This is a genomic window from Demequina sp., assembly GCF_016278765.1.
GTDB lineage: Bacteria > Actinomycetota > Actinomycetes > Actinomycetales > Demequinaceae > Demequina.
Window position 1 is genome coordinate 52840 of sequence record NZ_JADQBE010000053.1, and the last position, 19781, is coordinate 72620.

At 67.4% G+C, this 19781-nt stretch carries 18 protein-coding genes; 8 read left to right on the forward strand and 10 right to left on the reverse strand.

Annotation, left to right across the window (positions count from 1 at the left end):
* Positions 1 to 29: 29 nt before the first annotated feature.
* Entirely contained in the window at positions 30 to 2189 is a 2160-nt protein-coding gene (gene glgX / locus QZZ29_RS09265; protein WP_291382763.1) for a glycogen debranching protein GlgX, read from the reverse strand.
* Positions 2190 to 2253: 64 nt separating this feature from the next.
* Here glgX and QZZ29_RS09270 point away from each other — a divergent pair, with 64 nt between their 5' ends.
* Both QZZ29_RS09270 and QZZ29_RS09275 read left to right on the forward strand, forming a co-directional pair.
* Entirely contained in the window at positions 2254 to 3048 is a 795-nt protein-coding gene (locus QZZ29_RS09270) for an electron transfer flavoprotein subunit beta/FixA family protein (protein ID WP_291382764.1), read from the forward strand.
* Positions 3045 to 4004, forward strand: coding sequence for an electron transfer flavoprotein subunit alpha/FixB family protein (locus tag QZZ29_RS09275; RefSeq protein WP_291382765.1), 960 nt, complete (start codon positions 3045 to 3047; stop codon positions 4002 to 4004). The genes QZZ29_RS09270 and QZZ29_RS09275 overlap by 4 nt, the downstream gene beginning before the upstream one ends.
* A 17-nt stretch (positions 4005 to 4021) precedes the next feature.
* Here the strand turns inward: QZZ29_RS09275 and QZZ29_RS09280 are convergent, their stop codons facing one another.
* Positions 4022 to 4849 carry an oxidoreductase gene (locus QZZ29_RS09280; RefSeq protein WP_291382766.1) on the reverse strand — a complete coding sequence of 276 codons (828 nt, stop codon included), beginning with the start codon at positions 4847 to 4849 and terminating at the stop codon, positions 4022 to 4024.
* A gap of 67 nt (positions 4850 to 4916) precedes the next feature.
* Here QZZ29_RS09280 and QZZ29_RS09285 point away from each other — a divergent pair, with 67 nt between their 5' ends.
* Positions 4917 to 6080 (forward strand): cysteine desulfurase family protein, encoded by a 1164-nt coding sequence (locus QZZ29_RS09285; RefSeq protein WP_291382767.1) that lies wholly within the window; start codon positions 4917 to 4919, stop codon positions 6078 to 6080.
* Here the strand turns inward: QZZ29_RS09285 and QZZ29_RS09290 are convergent.
* Genes QZZ29_RS09290 through QZZ29_RS09310 form a run of 5 tightly spaced genes read right to left on the reverse strand, consistent with a single transcriptional unit; the run spans position 6077 to position 12366 of the window.
* Entirely contained in the window at positions 6077 to 7501 is a 1425-nt protein-coding gene (locus QZZ29_RS09290; protein ID WP_291382768.1) for a S8 family serine peptidase, read from the reverse strand. The genes QZZ29_RS09285 and QZZ29_RS09290 overlap by 4 nt on opposite strands.
* Positions 7498 to 9657 carry an MMPL family transporter gene (locus QZZ29_RS09295; RefSeq protein ID WP_291382769.1) on the reverse strand — a complete coding sequence of 720 codons (2160 nt, stop codon included), beginning with the start codon at positions 9655 to 9657 and terminating at the stop codon, positions 7498 to 7500. Before QZZ29_RS09295 ends, QZZ29_RS09290 begins: the two co-directional genes overlap by 4 nt.
* Positions 9654 to 10241 carry a hypothetical protein gene (locus QZZ29_RS09300; RefSeq protein WP_291382770.1) on the reverse strand — a complete coding sequence of 196 codons (588 nt, stop codon included), beginning with the start codon at positions 10239 to 10241 and terminating at the stop codon, positions 9654 to 9656. Before QZZ29_RS09300 ends, QZZ29_RS09295 begins: the two co-directional genes overlap by 4 nt.
* A gap of 17 nt (positions 10242 to 10258) precedes the next feature.
* Positions 10259 to 11689: a HAMP domain-containing sensor histidine kinase gene (locus QZZ29_RS09305; RefSeq protein WP_291382771.1), complete on the reverse strand. Its 1431-nt coding sequence runs from the start codon at positions 11687 to 11689 to the stop codon at positions 10259 to 10261.
* On the reverse strand, positions 11686 to 12366 hold the full coding sequence (locus QZZ29_RS09310) for a response regulator transcription factor (protein WP_291382772.1): 681 nt from the start codon (positions 12364 to 12366) through the stop codon (positions 11686 to 11688). The genes QZZ29_RS09305 and QZZ29_RS09310 overlap by 4 nt, the downstream gene beginning before the upstream one ends.
* Before the next feature lie 148 nt (positions 12367 to 12514).
* Between QZZ29_RS09310 and QZZ29_RS12800 the strand changes: the two genes are divergently transcribed.
* Positions 12515 to 12802, forward strand: coding sequence for a tyrosine-protein phosphatase (locus QZZ29_RS12800; protein WP_366479369.1), 288 nt, complete (start codon positions 12515 to 12517; stop codon positions 12800 to 12802).
* A gap of 6 nt (positions 12803 to 12808) precedes the next feature.
* Here the strand turns inward: QZZ29_RS12800 and QZZ29_RS09320 are convergent, their stop codons facing one another.
* Genes QZZ29_RS09320 through QZZ29_RS09330 form a run of 3 tightly spaced genes read right to left on the reverse strand, consistent with a single transcriptional unit; the run spans position 12809 to position 14657 of the window.
* Positions 12809 to 13561 carry a hypothetical protein gene (locus tag QZZ29_RS09320; RefSeq protein WP_291382774.1) on the reverse strand — a complete coding sequence of 251 codons (753 nt, stop codon included), beginning with the start codon at positions 13559 to 13561 and terminating at the stop codon, positions 12809 to 12811.
* Positions 13558 to 14460, reverse strand: a complete 903-nt coding sequence (locus QZZ29_RS09325; RefSeq protein WP_291382775.1) for an ABC transporter ATP-binding protein — start codon at positions 14458 to 14460, stop codon at positions 13558 to 13560. The genes QZZ29_RS09320 and QZZ29_RS09325 overlap by 4 nt, the downstream gene beginning before the upstream one ends.
* A complete protein-coding gene (locus QZZ29_RS09330; RefSeq protein WP_291382776.1) occupies positions 14457 to 14657 on the reverse strand; it encodes a PLD nuclease N-terminal domain-containing protein in 201 nt (66 codons plus the stop codon). The genes QZZ29_RS09325 and QZZ29_RS09330 overlap by 4 nt, the downstream gene beginning before the upstream one ends.
* Positions 14658 to 14858: 201 nt before the next feature.
* Here QZZ29_RS09330 and mnmA point away from each other — a divergent pair, with 201 nt between their 5' ends.
* From mnmA to QZZ29_RS09350, 4 genes are all read left to right on the forward strand, one after another.
* Positions 14859 to 15944 (forward strand): tRNA 2-thiouridine(34) synthase MnmA, encoded by a 1086-nt coding sequence (mnmA, locus tag QZZ29_RS09335; protein ID WP_291382777.1) that lies wholly within the window; start codon positions 14859 to 14861, stop codon positions 15942 to 15944.
* A 483-nt stretch (positions 15945 to 16427) separates the two neighbouring features.
* Positions 16428 to 17645, forward strand: a complete 1218-nt coding sequence (locus QZZ29_RS09340; protein ID WP_291382778.1) for an extracellular solute-binding protein — start codon at positions 16428 to 16430, stop codon at positions 17643 to 17645.
* 203 nt (positions 17646 to 17848) lie between these two features.
* Positions 17849 to 18826 carry a LacI family DNA-binding transcriptional regulator gene (locus tag QZZ29_RS09345; protein WP_366479388.1) on the forward strand — a complete coding sequence of 326 codons (978 nt, stop codon included), beginning with the start codon at positions 17849 to 17851 and terminating at the stop codon, positions 18824 to 18826.
* Between the two features lie 90 nt (positions 18827 to 18916).
* Positions 18917 to 19750 carry a phosphatase PAP2 family protein gene (locus tag QZZ29_RS09350; protein WP_291382780.1) on the forward strand — a complete coding sequence of 278 codons (834 nt, stop codon included), beginning with the start codon at positions 18917 to 18919 and terminating at the stop codon, positions 19748 to 19750.
* Positions 19751 to 19781 lie beyond the last annotated feature (31 nt).

Genomic DNA, 19781 nt, shown 5'->3' on the forward strand with positions numbered 1-19781 from the left:
TCATCGGCGACCACCCCGCCCGGGGGTCTCTAGACCGCGCTGATGTACAGGCGCATCGTCAGGGCTGGCATTTCGGCGACCGAGCCGGGGGCGACGAGGTCCTCCGTGTGCTCTGCCGGGCTCTCCCAGGCGGAGTCCCATGCCAGGTTCCACAGGGTGCCGTCGTCGTCGGGGATGGTGACGGAGGCACCCTCGCGGGAACCGTTCACCACGATCAAAGCATCGGCTTCATCGGGCTGTGACAGCGACCGCATGAATTGGACGACGCGCGTGGCAGGGTCATCCCACCAGTCCTCGTCCTCGTGCTCACCCGAGACGGTGAACCACGCCGAGTCTGCCCGCAGGTCTTGGTCGCGGGGATCAATGTCGACGCCGTCGTAGAAGCGTTCCGGGCGCAACACCAGGTGCCGCTTGCGCAACCCGATGAGGTGGGCGACCGTGGCCTGCAGGTCGAACTGCCACGGCTGACGTTCCCAGTCGAGCCACGAGATCTCGTTGTCTTGGCAGTACGCGTTGTTGCTCCCGTGCTGCGTGCGACCCATCTCGTCGCCGCCCAGCAGCATCGGCGTTCCCGCAGACAGCAGCAGCGTGCCCAAGAGGTTGCGCAGGGAGCGACGCCTGGCGGCCAACACCTCCACGTCGTCCGTGGGGCCCTCGGCGCCGTGGTTGTAGGACCGGTTGTTGTCCGTGCCGTCGCGGTTGTGTTCCCCATTGGCCTCGTTGTGCTTGTCGTTGTACGCCGTGAGGTCGTACGCGGTGAAGCCGTCGTGTGCGGTGATGAAGTTGATCGACGCCATCGGCCCGCGCATCCCGTAGGGCTCGGTGTGGCCAAACAGGTCGGCCGATCCGGCGAGCCGCGTCGCGAGTTCCGGCGCCGTGGCGTGGTCCCGTCCACCCTCCTTGCCTGCACCGAAAGTGAGCCAGTACGAGCGCACATAGTCACGGAAACGGTCGTTCCATTCCGTCATCGGCATGGGGAAGTTGCCCACCTGCCAGCCGCCCAGGCCCACGTCCCACGGTTCCGCGATGAGTTTGGTGGAGCCGAGCAAGGGGTCCGTGGTGAGGGCCACCAGGAACGGATGATCGGTGGAGAACCCGCTCATGTTGCGACCGAGGGTGGCGGCCAGGTCAAAGCGGAAGCCGTCCACGCCCATGACGTCGGTCCAGTACCGCAACGAGTCGAGCGTCATCTTGATCACGGCGGGCTGCGAGAAGTCGAGCGAGTTGCCCGTGCCCGTCACGTCGTCGTAGTGCTGGGGGTTCATGGCACTGTGGCGGTAGTAGACAAAGTTCTCCAGCCCCCGCCAACTCACGACGCGGTCGCCCCAGCCGCCCTCCATCGTGTGGTTGTAGACCACGTCCAGAATGACCTCGATGCCCGCGGCGTGGAGCAGGTCCACCATGCCGCGGAACTCGTCCCGGACGGCCTCGGGTCCGGCGGCGCGCGCCGCTTGGGTGGCGTACGGCGCGTGTGGCGAGAAGAAGTTCATCGTCGAGTAGCCCCAGTAGTTGCTGAGCCCCAGTCCTTCGAGGTGGGGCTCCGACGCGAAGGCCTGCACCGGAAGAAGTTCCACTGCGGTGACGCCAAGCGCCGTGAGGTGTTCGACGCTCGCCGGGTGTGCCAGGCCCGCATACGTTCCGCGCAGCTCCTCGGGGATGCCGGGCATCAGCTTGGTGAAGCCCTTCACGTGCGCTTCATACAGCACGGTGTCTCGCCATGGCGTGCGCGGCTTGGGGTGCTCAAAGCCCGTCCCAGGGTCCGCGACAACCACCGACCGCGGAGTGAAGGGGGCGGTGTCGGTCCCGTCGCGATTGGATCGAAGGGCGCTGGCCCCCGGCGCGGTCATCGGCGCCAGGTGCCCATCGAGACCACGGCCGTAGGGGTCGATCAACAGCTTGGCGGGGTTGTAGCGGTGACCGCGCCGGGGTGCCCACGGCCCGGACGCCCGGAACCCATATCGTTGGCCGACCTCGATCCCTGCCACGAATCCGTGCCACACGCCGTGCACCGGGCCGTTGAGCGTGACTCGCGTCTCTGCGTCGTCCTTGAAGAGACAAAATTCCACCGCCGACGCGTGCGCGGCGAACACCGCGACCGTCACACCCCCGTCGACCGGGTGGACTCCCAGCCTGAATCGATCGGGCGAGGGCGGAACAGGCGACACGTTCGCCGCAGGTACAAGGGCCATGGAGACATTGTGCAGTATCACGATGACGGGAGGGTTGCGGGCCGAGGACCGTTAGTCTTGGCGGATGCGCATTGTGGTCACCGTGAAGTTCGTGCCCGACCTGCAATCCCACCGCTCGTTCACCGATGGCACCGTCACCCGCACCGCGGACGACGGCACCATGAATGAGCTGGATGAGAACGCGGTCGAGGCGGCCCTCCAACTCAAGGAAGCCCTCCCGGAGGGGGAGGCTGAGGTCTACGCCGTCACCGTCGGCGGGCCGGACGCCGTGGCCGCCGTGCGCAAGGCGTTGCAATTGGGCGTCGACCACGCGGTCCACGTCTGCGACGAGTCGATCGCGGGCTCCGACGTGTTCGGCACCGCCCGGGTGCTCGCCGCGGCGGTGCGCGAGATCGAGAAGGACGGCCCGGTCGACCTGGTGATCACGGGCATGGCTGCACTGGATGCGCTCACGTCCATGCTGCCCACCGCGCTCGCGGCCGAACTCGACGTCGCTCAGCTGACCCTCGCGTCGTCGCTCGCCGTGGCGAATGGCGTCGCGACCATCGAGCGCCACATGCCCGACGCCCACGAGACCGTGACGGCGCCGCTGCCGGCGCTGGTGTCGGTCACCGACGAGGCGAACACGCCGCGCTATCCCAATTTCAAGCTCATCATGGCCGCCCGCACCAAGCCGGTGGCCACGTGGTCGCTCACCGACATCGGCGTGGACCCCGCGCAGGTGGGCGCGATGGCGTCGCGCACCACGGTGCTTGACGCTTCGACCCAACCGCCTCGCGAGAACCGAGTGAAGATCAACGACACCGGAGACGGCGGCGTGCAACTTGCGCGGTTCCTGATCGAGAGGGGGCTCGCGTGACCGACACCATGGTGACGGTGCTTGTGGAACACCGCGGCAATGAGATTGCCCAGCCGACGCTCGAGGCGCTGACGCTCGCGCGATCGATCGGGCGGCCGATTGCCGTGTGGATGGGGGAGGAGCCCCCGGCCGGCGCGGTGACCGCCCTGCGTGAATATGGAGCCGAGGAGGTGCGCGTCGTCGCGATTGGCGACCGTGCGCGTCACTCGGGCACGGCGGCCGCAGTACTTGCCGCCGCGACGGCGGATTCCGCGATCGTGCTCATGGTGTCCACGTTCTTCACCAAGGAGGTCGCGACGCGGCTTGCGATCGCAACCGGAGCCGGGGTGGTGGTCGATGCAGCAGGCGCCGCGCTCGTTGATGGCCGTGTCGAGACCACGCAGACCGTGTTCGCAGCCACCTGGAACGTGCGCACCCGCGTGAACGCGGACCGTGCCATCGTCACGTTGCGGCCCAACACCACGCAGGCGGCACCAGCGGACCGGCCCGCAGCAGGCGAGGTCATTTCCGTGATGGGGATGCTTCCCGAGGTGCGTGAGACGGTCGTGTCCGTCACGCCCGTGGAGCGCGATGCTGGTGTCCCGTTGTCGGAGGCCGCTGTCGTGGTCGCCGGAGGGCGCGGCACGCGCGGCGACTACACGCTCGTGCGCGAATTGGCCGACGTGCTGGGCGGCGCCGTGGGCGCCTCGCGTGACGCCATCGACGAGGGCTGGATCAGCCATGAGCACATGGTCGGCCAGACCGGCGTGACCGTCACACCCGTGCTCTATGTCGCGTGCGGAATTTCCGGTGCGGTGCACCACCGCGGCGGGATGCAGGCCTCGGGAACGATCGTCGCGGTGAACATCGACCCCGATGCGCCCATCTTCGAGATTGCCGACTTCGGTGTGGTGGGGGACCTGGGAGACGTGTTGCCTCAAGCGATCGAGGCGCTCAAGGCGCGCCGTCAGGGCTAGTCTCCTGCGTCGGCGCGCTATGCCGGTCGATCAACGGACCGCGTCAGACCTTCCCAGGCGTCGAGGTCCTCGGTCAGGCTCTCGATCTTGGTGCGCGCGCCCGCGAGCGCATGCTCGCCAGCGATGAAGTGGAGGGGAGGCTCGGGGGCCTCGGCAAGCCTCAGCATCGCCTCCGCGAGGGCCTCGGGAGAGCCGGGCTGTTTGCCGGGGAGCCCGTGGATGCGATCCCAGAAGGGTTCCATCACCGGTGCGTAGTCGGGAAGGACGTCCTCCTTCTTCTGGCCCGAGGGTATCCACAGTGAGCGCACGGGTCCGGGCTCGATCAGCGTGACCTTGATCCCCAGGTGGCCCACCTCGGCGGCGAGGGCCTCCATGAAGCCGGACACCGCGAATTTGGTGGCGCAGTAGTAGCCGAGGCCCGTGGATCCCCGCACGCCCGCGATCGACGACACCGTGAAGATGTGACCCGCGCGGCGCTCGCGCAGGTGGGGCAGGAGCGCGGTCGTGACGCGAGCCGCACCCCAGAAGTTGGCCTCCATCATGGTGCGCACGTCGTCGGGGTCTGACTCCTCGATGGTCGAGAAGTAGCCGATGCCCGCGTTGTTGACCAGCACGTCAATGTGGCCCACACGTTCCAGCGCCGCGTCGACGGCTTGCCCGACGGAGGCGTTGTCCGTGACGTCAAGAGGCAGCGCGATCACGGTGTCGGGATGAACTGCGACCAGGTCGTCGAGCGTCTCGGGACGGCGCGCCGTCGCGACGACGGTGTGGCCGGCGTATGCAACGGCCGCTGCCGCCGCCCGGCCGATGCCGGTGGAGCAGCCAGTGATGAACCAGGTAGCCATGGGCGAATCCTTCCGAGGGGGCCTGCTGTCACGCTACCCGGAATGCGCGTCCACCTACGATGGTCGAGTGCCCCACTACCTCGATCACGCCGCGACCACGCCGATGCGTGACTCCGCGCGCGCGGCGTGGATCAAGGCATCGGCGACGGTGGGAAACGCATCGAGCCTGCACACTTCGGGCCGGTCCGCGAGGTCCTTGCTTGAGGACGCTCGCGAGAGCGTCGCGGGCTCGCTGGGGGCGCACCCCACCGAGGTGATCTTCACGTCGGGTGGCACCGAGGCGGACAATCTGGCGATCAAGGGCGCGTTCTGGGCGCGGCGAGCAACCGACCCCGCGCGCGTGCGCGTAGTCACCACTGCGGTGGAGCACCATGCGGCGCTCGACCCGGTGCGTTGGCTCGCGGCTCAGCAGGGCGCCGTGGCGGTGGTGCTTCCCGTCGATGCGGACGCGCGCCTTCTGCTTGATGCGCTTGTCGTGGAACTTCATGCACACGCAGACCAAGACGCTGTCGTCTCGATTCAGGGAGTCAACAACGAGGTCGGGACCGTGCAGCCCGTGGCGGAGGCGGTCGCGCTGGCATCCGGGCACGGGATTCCGGTGCACGCGGACGCCGTGCAGGGGATCGGGCATGTACCCTTCGATTTCTCCGCGAGCGGCCTCGCCACGGCCGCCGTCAGTTCCCACAAGGTCGGTGGGCCGGTAGGGGCGGGCGCGCTGCTTGCGCGCAGGGACGCCGCGCTGTCGTCGCTCACGCACGGGGGAGGGCAGGAGCGCAGGCTACGGTCGGGCACGGTCGATGTCGCGGCGGCGTGGGCCTTTGCTGTCGCGCTTGACGAGGCGGTCGCGGGCATTGAGGCGGAGGCGTCACGGTTGGCCGCGCTCGGGGAGCGGCTCGCGCGGGGGATTGTCTCGCTGTCGCCCACGGCGACGGTCCACGGGCCGCGCGACGGCGTCCCGCACATCGTGCACGCGATCATTCCGGGGGCGTCGGCGGAGGCCATGCTGGTGGCCTTCGACCTTGCCGGGGTGGAGGTGTCGCCCGGTGCGGCGTGCACCGCCGGTGTGGTGGAGCCGAGCCACGTGGTGCTCGCGATGGGGGGATCCGCAGAGGACGCGCTGTCCACGGTACGTTTTTCGCTCGGGTGGACGTCTACCGACGCGAACGTCGACGCGGCGATCGCGGCGCTTCCGGCCGCGATCGCAAGCGGGAGGGCGTCGACGCGTCACTAGCCGCACGTCCAGGCGAGCGCGAATGCCGCTGCGGAGGTGTTCACCGAGAGCGTTCCAGACAAGTCCGCTGCCACCTCGCCGGGTCCCACCACAGGTACCGTGACAATATCGTCGGCCGTCGCCACTGTGACCGTGCCAGCGAACGCGATCTCGCCAGCGCCCCGGTACGGCATGCCGGTGAGTTCAAAGGTCACGCTGGCGTTGTCCGACGCTGCGCCTGTCGACGCCGTATAGGTTCTGTCACTGACCGCGCAGTCGACCGTCGCCGACGTTTGCGCGCTCACCGGTCGCGGCGCGGTCATGGTCAAGGTGACGGTGCCATCTCCGCGCGAGGCAGGACTGGTGGCAGGCGGCTCCGCGGTGGGCTCGGTCGGGGATTGTGAGGCAATCTGGCCCTCGACTGGATCCAGGCCAAGAGCCCTGCCCACGTCGATGATCCCAGCGCCAAGAAGGGGGTCGCCCGAGGGGTTCGCGGCCGTGTCCATGAGAGTGGACACCACTTCGCCGGCGGGGATCCCCGCTGCGAGAAGTAATGCGATGGCGCCAGATACCAGGGGCGTCGCCATTGAGGTGCCGCTCAGCACGGCGCTGCCCTCGGTGCCGGACGGCCACAGGGTGGTGGGGGACATGGGTGCGGTCGACACGATGTCTACACCCGGGGCAGTGATGGCTCGCGCATCGCCGACATTGGAGAACTCGGCGAGAGTGCCGTCGCGGTCAGAGGCGTTCACGACCAGTACGTCGACCCCGATCCGATACTGCCGACCCGCTGTGCCCTCGTTTCCGGCGGCCGCCACCACGATGACCCCTTTCGCGGTTGCGTCGCGAATCGCCCGGTTGATGGGGCCACCCTTGCTGATGCGACCCACGAGGCCTGCCTGACCAAGCGAGAGGTTGATCACGTCGGCGCCGTGGTCAGACGCCCAGGAAATGCCAGCGGCGATGTTGTCGTCGCTACCCGCGCCATCCGCGTCGAGCACCCTCACCGGCATGATCGACGCCTGCGGCGCGGCCCCGGCGGTGCCGATGTCGTTCGCCGACGCCGCGACGATGCCTGCCACATGGGTGCCGTGGCCGTTGAGGTCCTGTGGGGTGTCGTCGCTGTCGACCACATCCCAGCCGGGAACGAGTCGGTCCACCAGATCCGGTTGGGTGAGGTCCACGCCGGTGTCTACGACTGCGACCACCACGCCGTCACCGCCTGTCACCTGCCACGCCGTGTCGATCCCGCTGGCTTGGATGCCCCACTGCTCGCTCAGCAGCGGATCCGCGGGCATCGTCCACTCTGGCGTCGCGGCGGACGTTGCCGTAGCGGCAGGGGTGCCTCCCTCGGCATCGTGAGCGGCAGTCTGGTTGCACGCCGCCAGAGTGAGGGTGGCCAACGTCACCCAGGCCACCGGCGCGGCGACGTGGCGGATCATGCCGACACCTTCTGTGCGGCACGTCCGCGTGGGGAGGTCTCGTCGGTCTCGCCGTGGACATCGATCGAGGGCAGGATGCGATCGAGCCATGCGGGTACCCACCACGCGTGCCTGCCTATGAGGGACATCAGCGCGGGCACCAACAGCATCCTGACGATCGTGGCGTCGAACAGAATCGACGCGGCCAGGCCGAGCCCGAAGACCTTGATGATGGGGTCGTCCTGCATCACGAAGGAAAGAAACACTGAGATCATGATGATGGCGGCCGTCATGATCACTCTTCCCGAGTTGCGCGTGCCCTCGACGATCGCAGCCTTGGCGTCGTGCGTGGTATTCCACGCCTCGCGCATGGAGGAGATGAGGAAGACCTCATAATCGGTCGACAGCCCGAACAGCACCGTAAACAGGATCATGGGCACATAACTGTCGATCACTACCGGTCCATCGAGGCCGATGAGACTGGTGCCCCACCCCCACTGGAATACGGCCACGACCACGCCGTATGAGGCGGCGACCGAGATCAGGTTCAAGACAGCGGCCTTGAGGGGGATGAGCACGGATCGGAACGCGATCACGAGCATGAGCGTGGAAACCGCCACCACGGCCGCCATGAGCCATGGCAGGCGCGAGGTGATCTGGTTTGCGAGGTCGATTCGGGTGGCGGTGGCCCCGCCGACATGGAGCGACGTCGACCCGGGGGTAGGCAATGCGCGGATGGCGTCGAGGAGCGCGAGTGTCGAACTGGCGTTGGGGTCATTGGTGGGGGTGACCTGCGCGGTGGCGACGGTGGGGTCGCCCGCACGGGGTCGCAACGGAGTCGCTGCAGCGGCGTCCGTGTTCGCAAGCTCTTGCGACAGTTGGACGAGACGGGGGTCGTCGGCGCCGGCAGCGGGGGAGTCGAGTTGAACGACAACCGCGAGTGTCGCTGTGGAACCAGCACCAAAATACGCTGTCATGATGTCGTTCGACTCCCGCAGTTGGGTATCGAGGGCACGGTCTCCTGGCCCGGACATGCCGAGGTGAAGTGACGCGGTCGGCACCGCAAGCGTCCCGAGCACCAGCAACGCGGAGACGGTGGCACGCCACGGGTGCCGGACTGCCGCTGCAGCGAGCCTCGCCGTGCCCTTGCCGGCCTCGACGTGACGCTTGCTCGATGGCGTGAGCCGCGGAGCGAGCACCGTGAGGAACGCGGGAGTGAAGGTGAGGGCGCTCGCTACCACGATCGCCACGACGATTGCGGACGCGTAGCCGAGCCAGCCGACGAAGCTCACACCAGAGATGGCCAGTGCGCAGATGGACACTGCGACGGTGGCTCCTGCGAACGCCGCAGCGGTGCCCGCGCTCGCGGCCGTCGTGGCCACCGCCGATGCCGTGTCCGGGTGGCTGTTGAGCGCCTGCTTGAGACGTGCCACCTGGAACAGCGCATAGTCGATTCCCACACCAAGTCCGATCATGGTGGCCAAGGTGGGGGAGATTTCAGGGATCGCTGTAGCGTGTGACAGCAGGCCGAGGAGTCCCAGCCCAGACGTCACGGCCACCAGCCCGGACACGACGGGTACGACCATGGCCGCGAGTGAGCCGAGCGAAATGGACAGGACGACGACTGCCGCGACGATGCCGATGGCCTCGCTGCGGTGCGACGTGTTGGCGTCTACCGACCGCGCGAACTCTCCCGAATACGCCGCGCTCCAGCCCGCGTCGAGTGCAGGTTCGAGAGCCTTGAGCGCGGCAGCTGCACCAGCATCGGACACGTCGTCGACGCCCACCGCAACGGGGATGGACAGCGCTCTGCCGTCTGCGGAGAACTGACCTTTGGCGACCGCAGCCTCGGGATTGTCGAGCGGGTTGGGGATGTCGACATCTAGCGCGGCTGATGCCGCGGCGATCACGTCATCCACCAGCGCGGCGGCGTCCACGGACTGGAACCCGTCTGGCGAGGCCAGCAGCAGACTCGACGAGGAGCCGTCGCCTGCCCCTGACAAGAGTTCGTTGGCAATTGCCGAGTCGGAGCCCGGTACCGAGATCTCGTCCGAGTAGTCGTTGCCGATGGCGCTGGCGCTGGCGATGAGACCGACCGCGATCATCAGCCACAGCCCGAGCGTGAGCCAGGGTTTCCGCGAGCTGACGCGTGCGAACGTGAGGGCGATGCGGGTCATGAGTTCTCCTGTGGTGTGAGACACGCGTCGGCGTCCGGCGGGAGGGTGAAGCCGAGCTCAAGCCCTGCGCGCGATATGGAAGCGGAGTCAATGTGGGTGGCGTCGCCGCAGCGCTCGGTGATGGGGTCGGGAAGGTCGAACGTCAGATCGTGTCCGAGCAGCGAACTCGGCCGCAGCTGCAGCCCAGCCACCTCGACCGAGATGACGGTGGCTACCACGCCGCCGTTCCCTGGGGCGAGGGTCAGCCACGCCGTGACGGGGCGCCGGAGCTGGCCGATGCCGTCGCTGCTCTCCACGCCCAGCACGCCGTCGCTCAGGGTCACCGAGTCGATCTTCCCGTCGAGTGCTTCGCCAAGGCGTGCGGTGAGGTCGTCCTTGCCAAAGGTGGCGGTCACCGGCACGCGCCGCGTGACGATGGCCAGGAGCGCGGAGTGACCGGCAAACGTGAGGGTCGGTCCGTCGTCGGTGGTGTTGTCGAGTCGTGAGTCGATGGCTGCGCGCGCGCCAACCTCTCCCACGGCGACGACCGCGAGCACGGCGAGTCCGATCGCGGAGGTCACGATGAATCGACGACTGAGGGGCATGGCCCCATCAGACCGGTTCAGGCTTCCGTGTGGCTGACGTCTTCCTGACGATCGCCTGACGATGTGGGAAGTGACAGCACGAAGTGTGCGCCGCGGCCCGAGTCGCGTAGCGTGACGGTTCCGCCGTGAGCGCGCGCCACGGCGTCGACGATGGCCAGGCCGAGTCCCGAGTGGCGTCCCCTGCCGGGTGAGGTGGTGAAGAAACGGTCGAAGACCCTTCCTCGCACTGTTGCGGCGATGCCGGGACCCTCGTCGGCCACTTCGATCAGGATCACGCCGCTGTCGCGAGTCACGGCGACGGTGACGATCCCGCCGCCGTGCTGGACGGCATTGCCCACGAGGTTGCGCAGCGCCCTGCGCAGCGCGGCGGCGTCGGCGTTGATGACGCCGATGCCTTCTGCCACGTGGCACGTGACCGTGGCATCGGCCGCCGCGACCACAGCGTCTTCGGTGACCTCGCGCGCAAGAGCGCCCACGTCGACGGGCTCCTTGGTGACGTGCGGCGTGACGTCAAGCGACGCGAGCAGCGCCAGCTCGTCGACCACGCCGCCCAACTCCTCGGCAGCTCCCACGATGCGTTCGATGGCGTCGCGTGACTTGTCGCTGTCGAGCCTTCCCTCAAGCAGAACCTCCGACCACCCCTGCACCTTGGCGATGGGCGTGCGCAGTTCATGGGACGCGTCCGCCACGAAATCGCGAATGGCGCGCTCGGCTATGGTGCGGCGCGTGATGGCGTCGTCCACTGAGCGTGCAATCGCCTCGGTCTCCGCGAACGGGGTGTCGACGGGCATCGGTTCGGCAACCCCGGACTCTGCGATCTTCGAGGCGGTCGCGGCGATAGCGTTGAGCGGAGCGAGGGAACGCCGGATGACGGTGCGTCCCACGACGGCCAAGGCCAGGGTCGTGAGGAGTGTCAGCGCCAGCGCCACGAGCGAGACGGTGCGAACGGTCTGGCGATCCGATGTCACGTCGATGGCGACCAGCACGCGGTCGACCTCGACGGACCCGCCTTCGCCGCTTGCGCCCGCAAGGGCCAGGGAGTCGGCGTCCACCACGGCACCGCGATAGCGGTGCATGCCGATGCGGAAGGCGAACGGGGCCTCGTCGCGCGGGTCGATGGGCAAGAGCGCCACATCGATGGCCGCCGCGCTCAAGACCTGCATCTGGCCGTCGACCGTGATGACGGCAACCAGCGTGCGAGGGGGCAGGATGCGCGCCAGACGGTTCTCGTCGACCACGATGGTGGAGCCGGGACCGTCCTCGGTGGAACTGACCACATCCACGGCGGCGGCGAGATCATCGTCGGCTGCGGACCGTAGGTGGGCGGCGAGCGTCCACAGCAGCGCAAGGGTGACGGCTACGAGTCCGACCACTGTCACGGCGACCACGCGGAATACGAGGGTGCGCTCAAGCGAGACGGACCCTGCAGGCGTTCGGCGGGTGCTCACGGCGTTCCCCTCAGGGAATAGCCGAAGCCCCTGACCGTCTGGAGCAATTCGGGCTCTCCCAATTTCTTGCGGAGGGTGGAAACAAAGCGCTCCACAACGGCTCCATCGCCCCCGAAGTCGTAACCCCAGATCTCGTCCAGAAGCTGCGCCTTGGACAACACCCTGCCCGCGTTGCGCGCCAAGTGCTCAAGGAGTCGGAACTCGGTAGCCGTCAGGTCGAGAGCGGTGCCGCGCCGAAATGCCACCACCGCATCGCAATCGATCATGAGGTCGCCCACCTCGACAACGTCCGGAGACCCAGCGGTCGGACCCCTGCGCCGTAGCACCGCCTCGACCCGTGCCAGCAGTGTCGAGACGCGGAACGGCTTCCCCACCACGTCGTCGGCGCCCGACTTGAGGCCGCGCACATGCTCGTCCTCGCGGCCGTCTGCCGTCACCACGATGATGCCCACCTCGGGGTGGTGCGATGAAAGGTGGGCGACGAGGTCGTGACCCGAACCGTCGGGGAGGCCGAGGTCGATGAGCGCAAGGTCGGGCACGGCGACACGAAGCGCGGTCCTGGCCTCTGCCAACGACGCGGCGGTGCTCACGGAGTGACCCGCCATGGACAGCACGGTAGAAAGGAGGTCGGCGAGTTCGGGGTCGTCGTCTACGACCAGTACCGCGCGGCTGTCCACGAACACCTCCCTGGTCGGCTGTGTTCATTATGCAGGGCGGCCACCGGGGCGTGGCTTCGGCATCGGCACTTTTGCATGCGGGAGTCGTGTGGCGCGCGGATGCTCCCGTGAGCGCGGCGCAGCCTATCCCCTCGCGCTGCATACGCGCGTGGAGTCGATCCCGGCGCTGGCCGATGCGTCTCCCGCCCAAGCGCAGGGTGGCGGCGATCTGACCGATCTGTACCGGCTGAGGCTCCAGGGCAAGGGCGCCAGGGGCATCGTGCGAGTGATCGAGGCGGTCGCCACCGTCGACTGGTCGGTGCTGGTGCACTGCGCTGCGAGCAAGGACCGCACGGGCGTCTCGGTTGCCTTGATGCTGACGCCTATCGGTATCGACCGTGCTGAAGTCGTGACCGACGACGTGGCGACCGTGGCGATAACGGGCGGCAAACGCTGAAGACGTTCACGCCTCGCGTCGATCGGACCACGCGAACGCGGCTCCGACCAGGGCCACGGTGGCCACCACGGCGACGCCAAGGGCGGGCCAGTAGTTGTGCATGGTGCCGCCAGCGGGGAGATCGGCGAGAGCGTTGGCGAGAGCGGTCGGTAGCCACCGGCTGAAGGCGGGCGCGAGTCCCAATACGGGCATCGCAACGAGTACGATCAGCGAGGTCATGACGGTGCCCAACACCGATCGCGCGCGCTGAGCCACGGCGGCGGTGAGTGCGACGACGAACGCCAAGAACACGACGCCCAGCCCCGCACCCGCGAGCACCGGTCCGGCAGCAGGCGGGCCCAGCAGAGCCCACGTCTCGTACCAGGCGACGCCCGTGCCGAGGACAAAGGCCCCGGCGGCAGCCGCGAATGACACAACGAGCCTCGGCACCAGGATCTTCCAAGCGGGGCTCACGCGGGTGCGCAGGAACACGCCCATCTCGGGAATCGCGTCGAACGCGAGCGCGCCCGCCGCGACGATCACGACCACCAGGGTGCCGATCTGCGCCGCGTTGGAGACGAACTGAATCATGCCGTCGGCGGGGGTCGGATCAGGGACAGTGATGACGGTGCCGTCCGACGTGCCCACGCGAGACAGGATCTCCTTGATGTACCGGGCTGTGAGCGGACCCAACACGCCAAACGCGACGTAGACGCCCACGAGCGCCGCCCATCTCTTGGTGCGCGTGAGTCGCAGGATCTCCAGTCGCCAGGCGCTCATGACGTCAGCTCCAGGAAGGCACGCTCGAGGGAGACCGCCTCGGGAGCCAGCGACACCACGGGAACACCAGTGGCGGCGAGCGCGCCGGGGAGGAGTCGTTCCGCCTGTCCAAGCGTCGCGACCTCCACCTGCACCACGGCTCCATCTGACACAGTGGCCGAATGTACCCACGGCAAGGCCGTGAGCGCCGCCGCCACCACATCGGCGTCGGGCTTGGTCCGTAGCCGCACGACGTAGCGGGGCACGGCACGTCCCACGAGGAGGTCCGATAGCGGGCCCTGGAACAGGAGCCGTCCCTGGTGCAGGATACCGACAGCGTCACACACCTCCTGGACATCCCCGAGGATGTGGCTTGAGAACAGCACTGTCGCCTGGCCACGCAAGGTGGTGATGAGGTCAAGCACTTCGCGCCTGCCCTGCGGGTCGAGCGCCGAGGCCGGCTCGTCGAGCAGGATGAGGGTGGGCCGTGCCACGAGCGTGCAGGCGATCCCAAGCCGCTGCAACATGCCGCGCGAGTATCCTCCGCAACGCCGGTCCGACGCCTCGGAGAGCCCCGACTGGGAGAGCACCTCGTCGACACGGTCGGCGTCTCGGCGCGCGGGCCCGGGTCCGCCAGGGGAGCCCAACGCCAGCGCCAACTCCACCACCTCGCGGCCCGTCAGCCACGGGTCGAACTTCGGTGTGTCCGGGAGTACGGCGACCTCGCCGGGCGTCACCGCGACCGTCACCTCGCCCTCCGTTGACTCTTTGAGGCCAGCCAGGATTCCCAGCAGCGTGGTCTTGCCGGCGCCGTTGGGACCGGCAAGACCGTACACGGAGCCGGCGGGAACGCTCAGGTCGACACCGTCGAGGGCAGCGTGTGCCCCGTAGCGCTTGACGAGTCCACGAGTGCGAATCATCGGCGGTTCGCGTCTCGGCCGACGAGCAGGTAGACGATGCCTCCCAGCGGGATGCTCACGACGGAGATCGCCATCCACGCCCACTTGGGGAGGTGTTTGACATCGTGGCGCACGATGTCGACGATGCAATACGCCACGAAGCCCACGAAGAGGATTGCGACGGGGATGAGTCCCGCCCAAGGGATGGTGTCCGACACGGTGTGACTTCGCTTTCTCTCGAGACTGCCATCGCTCTTGCTTCCGCGATGATTGGAACTGTTCTAGTAGTAATACCACAGTTGAACGCGCCTCTTGAGGCACTGCGTCCCTCCGGCACTCGCCGCGTCCCATCGCCGAATGCGGTCCCCCGGGCAACGCGTAACATGGTGGCGTCCCCTCGTGTTTCCCAGGAGTTCCCCATGCGCGTGCTTGCTGCCCTGTCCGGCGGAGTTGACTCGGCCGTGGCCGCGGCGCGCGCCGTCGACGCGGGGCACGACGTGGTCGGCGTACACATGGCGCTCAGCCGCAATCGCGACGAGTACCGTTCCGGATCCCGCGGCTGCTGCTCGATCGAGGACAGCAACGACGCCCGACGCGCAGCGGACAAGCTCGGCATTCCCTACTACGTGTGGGACCTCAGCGACGAGTTTCACGACCTCGTGGTGACCGACTTCCTGAGCGAGTACGCGGCCGGCCGCACCCCCAACCCGTGCGTGCGGTGCAACGAACACATCAAGTTCGACACCTTGCTCGAGCGTGCGGCGTCCCTCGGCTTCGAGGCCGTGGCGACGGGGCACTACGCGCGCATCGCCATCCGGGACGACGGGGTGCGGGAGCTTCACCGCGCGGCCGATGCCGCCAAGGACCAGTCGTACGTGCTCGCCGTCATGGGGCCCGAAAAACTGGCGCGCGCGATGTTTCCGTTGGGCGAGATTGCGTCCAAGTCCGAGGTGAGGGTCGAGGCGGCCGCGCGAGGGCTGGGCGTCAGCAACAAGCCCGACTCGTACGACATCTGCTTTGTGGCCGACGGCGACACCAAGGGTTTCCTCGAGCGTGCACTGGGGGAGAAGCCCGGCGAGATCGTGGACGAGTCCGGCGAGGTGGTCGGCGCCCACACCGGCGCGTACTCGTACACGGTGGGCCAGCGCAAGGGCCTGCGACTGCCGCGTCCCGGCGCCGATGGTGCGCCTCGCTACGTCACGGGCATCGACACCGAACGCAACGTCGTGACCGTGGGCCCGGAGACTCTGCTGAGCGTGCGCGACCTGGTGGGGCACGAGGTGGTGTGGCTCGCGCCCGACCTCCCCGCCACGGAGTCGAAGCCGTGCCACGCGCAGGTGAGGGCGCACGGCGAGCCCGTGCCGGGACGCGTCGTGCGCGCGGGCGACCGGGTGACGGTCGAGCTGGATGAGCCGATGCGCGGGGTCGCGGCGGGCCAGTCGCTCGTGATCTACGACGGCACCAGGGTGCTGGGCCAAGCGACCATCGCAAAGCGCGCGCTCTAGGAGCCGTCAGCCCGCGGGCGGTTCGAGGCTCGTCGTCTGCACGAGGAAGACATCGTCGCCATGAGGCCAAACTAGCCCTCATGGCGTTGTCAGCCGGGTCGTAAACCACCACGTCACAGCGCGATGGCGTTCTCGCGCAGGTTTCACCGGACGTCGAGTGCTCGTTCGTGCGGGAGGAAACGGCGGTGGTCCCAGGGCTGAAGAGCCATCACCTGGGAACGTGTCCAAGGAACGCATCCAAAGTGCCCGAACCGGGCCGCGCTTGGTCGATCCGAAAGTAGGAGTATCGATTCCGTTAGACTTGCGGGTGCTCGCGCAACGGAGCGGAGCGCCTCGGAGTCTGACGTACACCTACTTCACACGGGAGCGAACGTGAGCTTCTCACGACGGAAAGACATTCTTGGCTTGGCCGCTGGAGCGACCGCGTTTTCTTTGACTCTCGCAGCATGCGGTTCGAGCGATCGAACCTCCGAAACCGCTTCTGTGAGTGAAACATCCGTCGCCATGGAGCCCATCACCCTCACGGTTGCCACGTTCAACGACTTCGGCTACACGGACGCACTGCTCCAGGAGTACATGGACCTGCATCCGAACGTGACCGTTGTTTCGTACGTGGCAGCAACCTCCGAGGACGCGCGCGCCAACTACCTAGACAAAGTCGTCACAGGCGGCCTCGCGGACGTTGAGGCCATCGGAGGGGACTGGCTGCCCGAGGTCATGCAGTACACCGACTCCCTCGTCGACCTGACCGACCCTGCTGTTGACGGTCGTTGGCTCGAGTGGGAAACGGCTCCGGCGACTGACGCCGACGGCCGTCTGATCGCATACGGCACTGACATCGGCCCGGAGGCGGTGTGCTACGACGCCGCTCTTTTTGCGGACGCAGGCTTGCCCGCCGAGCCCGAAGAGGTTGCCTTGCTCCTCAAGGGCACTTGGTCGCATTACTTCGACCTCGGTCAGCAATACGCCGAGGCGACTGGAAAGGCCTGGTTCGACGGAGCTGCGGGCGCCTACCGAGGCATGATCAACCAGGAAGGCGTCGCCTATGAGGACCCCGGAACGGGAGAGATCACCGCAACCACCAACCCGGCCGTCAAGGCGATCTACGACGAGCTCACGGCAGTGACGCCGAACATCTCGGCTCACCTCACCCAGGGGTCAGATGAATGGCTCGCAGGCGTGGCAAACGGCGACTTCGCCACGATCCTGTGCACACCTCGGATGCTCGACGTGATCAAGGGCGCGGCTCCTCGTACCAGGACGTGGAATGTCGCAGACGTCTTCCCTGGTGGCGGCGGCAATGGGGGCGGTTCGTACCTGACCGTTCCCGTTTCGGGTGACAACGTCGACGCCGCGAAGGAATTGGCCGCTTGGCTTACCGCTCCTGAGCAGCAGATTGAGGCGCTGGCGGCGTCCGGTGCGTTCCCGAGCCAAGTCAGAGCTCTCGACAACGTGACCGCGCTGAACGAAGCGATGGCTGCGGGTGGCGGCCCAACCACAGCTGCATTCTTCAACAGTGACGCCCTGGGCGCGATCTTCTCAAACCGCGCCAACGCCGTGGGGGTCCCGCCATTCAAGGGCAAGTACTTCCCCCAGGTGAACGACGCTATGCAGAACGCTCTTGCGCGGGTTGAGGACGGCTCTCAGGACCAGGCCACCTCGTGGGGTCAGTTCGTTGCGGAAGTCGAAGCAATTGGATAGTGCGTTGCGATGAAACCGGGGTCTGCCTGAGCGTTCGACACGGGCAACCGTCTCCGGCATCATGCAGGGTGCGGTCAAGGGTTAGGTAGGAAGATGTCATGGTGAGTGGGTGGCTCGCCGACGTGGCGAGCCACCCACTCACAGTGACCAAACAAGGGACGAAGATGCGATCCCCGGTATTGCCTCCGGCGCCGACGCTGGAAATGGTAGGCGCCCGCGCGGGTGTCTCCCGGGCCACAGTCTCGCGCGTGGTGAACGGTTCTCCACGAGTCTCCGACGAGGTGGTGCGGGCCGTCAGGGCGGCGATCGCCGAGTTGGGCTATGTTCCCAACCGCGCCGCGCGCTCCCTGGCAAGCAAGCAAGCGAACGCCATCGCGTTGGTGGTTCCCGAGGACATGGCCCGGCTGTTCGGCGACCTCTACCTGGCCTCAATTATCGGGGGAATTCATAGCCGTCTTGAGGCCTCGGACTACGTTCTCAACTTGATGGTGGCATCGACCAAGACCGACGGAAAGACGATGCGCTACCTGCAAGGCGGCAATGTCGACGGTGCGATCGTCATCTCGCACCACACCAACGACACCTTCATCTCGACGCTCACCCAGACCCTGCCCGTCGTCTTCCGTGGCCGTCCCGCGGCGCATGTGGATGGCGGTCACGTGGTGGACGTGGACAACGTTGCGGGATCCCGCACGGGCACCGAGCGCCTGGTGCACGTCGGGTGCAAACGCATTGCGACCATCACGGGCCCGCAGACCATGCCCGCCGGTATCGACCGAGTGACAGGGTTCCTTGCCGCGCTCAACGATGCCGGACTTGAGCCGGGGCCGATCGTGGAGGGCGACTTCACACTGCGCAGCGGGGCCGAGGCGATGTGGGAGGTGCTGCGCCTCGATCCCAAAGTCGACGGCATCTTCGTGGCATCCGACGTGATGGCGGCTGGAGCCATGCCCGTGCTTCGTTCCAGCGGGCGCAGCGTTCCCGGGGACGTCGCCATGGTCGGCTTCGACGACTCCGAGGCCGCCATGACCACGGAGGTGCCCCTGACCACCGTGAGGCAGCCCGCGGAGATGATAGGTAATACGATCGCGAGTATCCTGATCGACGTGCTCAACGGAGTCGAGGATCACCCCACGTTGACCCTTCTGCCCACCGAGCTGGTCGTTCGTTCTTCTGCGTGACTCCGCTTCTGCGCGACTCGGCGCCGACTCGGCTCTCCGGCCGCGAGCAACCGCAGCACCATTCCGACGGCAAGAACAGTAAGTGACGATATGACTACCGATGACGCCCGATCCCTGGACTCGCGGGGCCAGGCAGACGACGACCTCAGCGACCTCACGCTGCCGTCCGGCGCGCGTCACTCCAACCCCGTTGCGTCGGCCCTGTGGCGTCGACACCGCCCGTGGATGACTGAGCTCGGGCTGCTGTTTGGTCTGTACTGGCTGTACTCGGTGATGCGTTCCGCTTCTCCTGATCGCGTGGCGCTGGCCACGTCAAACGCGCGTTTTGTGGAGTCCGTCCAGCGGTCGTGGGGTCTGGACATCGAGTTGTCGCTCAATGGCCTGTTTGTACACAGCCCATGGCTCGCCGACGCCGCGAGCCTGTGGTATCAAGTCACACACATGGTGGTGACCGTAGGAGTGCTGCTGTGGCTGTGGCGCCGCCGCCGCGCCAACTATGGGCCGTTGCGCACCGCCCTTGCGGTGCTGATGGTGGCCGGACTTGCGACCTACTGGATCTTTCCGCTCTCGCCACCGCGGTTCGCCTTGCGTGGGGCTGTCGACACCATGATGGTGAACCCCGTGCTCTTCGCCGGGCATGAGAGCGTCACCGGTCTGGCAAACCTCTACGCGGCCATGCCCAGTCTTCACGTGGGCTGGGCCGTGTGGTGTGCGCTGGCGATTGTCATGACCACTCGGAGCCGCTGGCGGTACCTCGCTTGGGGTTATCCGCTCATCACCACGTTCGTGGTGCTGGGCACTGCCAACCACTACGTGCTGGACACCGTAGCAGGCACCGTGTACGCGATGGGTGCCTACGCGGTGACGCGAGGCGCCTACGGTCGCGTGGCCCCGAGCATGGTTCCCGCGCACGCTGCGATCTGACGGCCCCCGTGGGGCGTAAACGCTTTAGGCT

What these genes read in the sequence shown, in the direction of transcription:
- glgX (WP_291382763.1), bottom strand. Translation starts at nt 2,189, where the DNA reads ATGGCCCTTGTACCTGCGGCGAACGTGTCGCCTGTTCCGCCCTCGCCC.
- QZZ29_RS09270 (WP_291382764.1), top strand. Translation starts at nt 2,254, where the DNA reads ATGCGCATTGTGGTCACCGTGAAGTTCGTGCCCGACCTGCAATCCCAC.
- QZZ29_RS09280 (WP_291382766.1), bottom strand. Translation starts at nt 4,849, where the DNA reads ATGGCTACCTGGTTCATCACTGGCTGCTCCACCGGCATCGGCCGGGCG.
- QZZ29_RS09290 (WP_291382768.1), bottom strand. Translation starts at nt 7,501, where the DNA reads ATGATCCGCCACGTCGCCGCGCCGGTGGCCTGGGTGACGTTGGCCACC.
- QZZ29_RS09295 (WP_291382769.1), bottom strand. Translation starts at nt 9,657, where the DNA reads ATGACCCGCATCGCCCTCACGTTCGCACGCGTCAGCTCGCGGAAACCC.
- QZZ29_RS09300 (WP_291382770.1), bottom strand. Translation starts at nt 10,241, where the DNA reads ATGCCCCTCAGTCGTCGATTCATCGTGACCTCCGCGATCGGACTCGCC.
- QZZ29_RS09320 (WP_291382774.1), bottom strand. Translation starts at nt 13,561, where the DNA reads ATGAGCGCCTGGCGACTGGAGATCCTGCGACTCACGCGCACCAAGAGA.
- QZZ29_RS09325 (WP_291382775.1), bottom strand. Translation starts at nt 14,460, where the DNA reads ATGATTCGCACTCGTGGACTCGTCAAGCGCTACGGGGCACACGCTGCC.
- mnmA (WP_291382777.1), top strand. Translation starts at nt 14,859, where the DNA reads ATGCGCGTGCTTGCTGCCCTGTCCGGCGGAGTTGACTCGGCCGTGGCC.
- QZZ29_RS09345 (WP_366479388.1), top strand. Translation starts at nt 17,849, where the DNA reads ATGGTAGGCGCCCGCGCGGGTGTCTCCCGGGCCACAGTCTCGCGCGTG.
- QZZ29_RS09350 (WP_291382780.1), top strand. Translation starts at nt 18,917, where the DNA reads ATGACTACCGATGACGCCCGATCCCTGGACTCGCGGGGCCAGGCAGAC.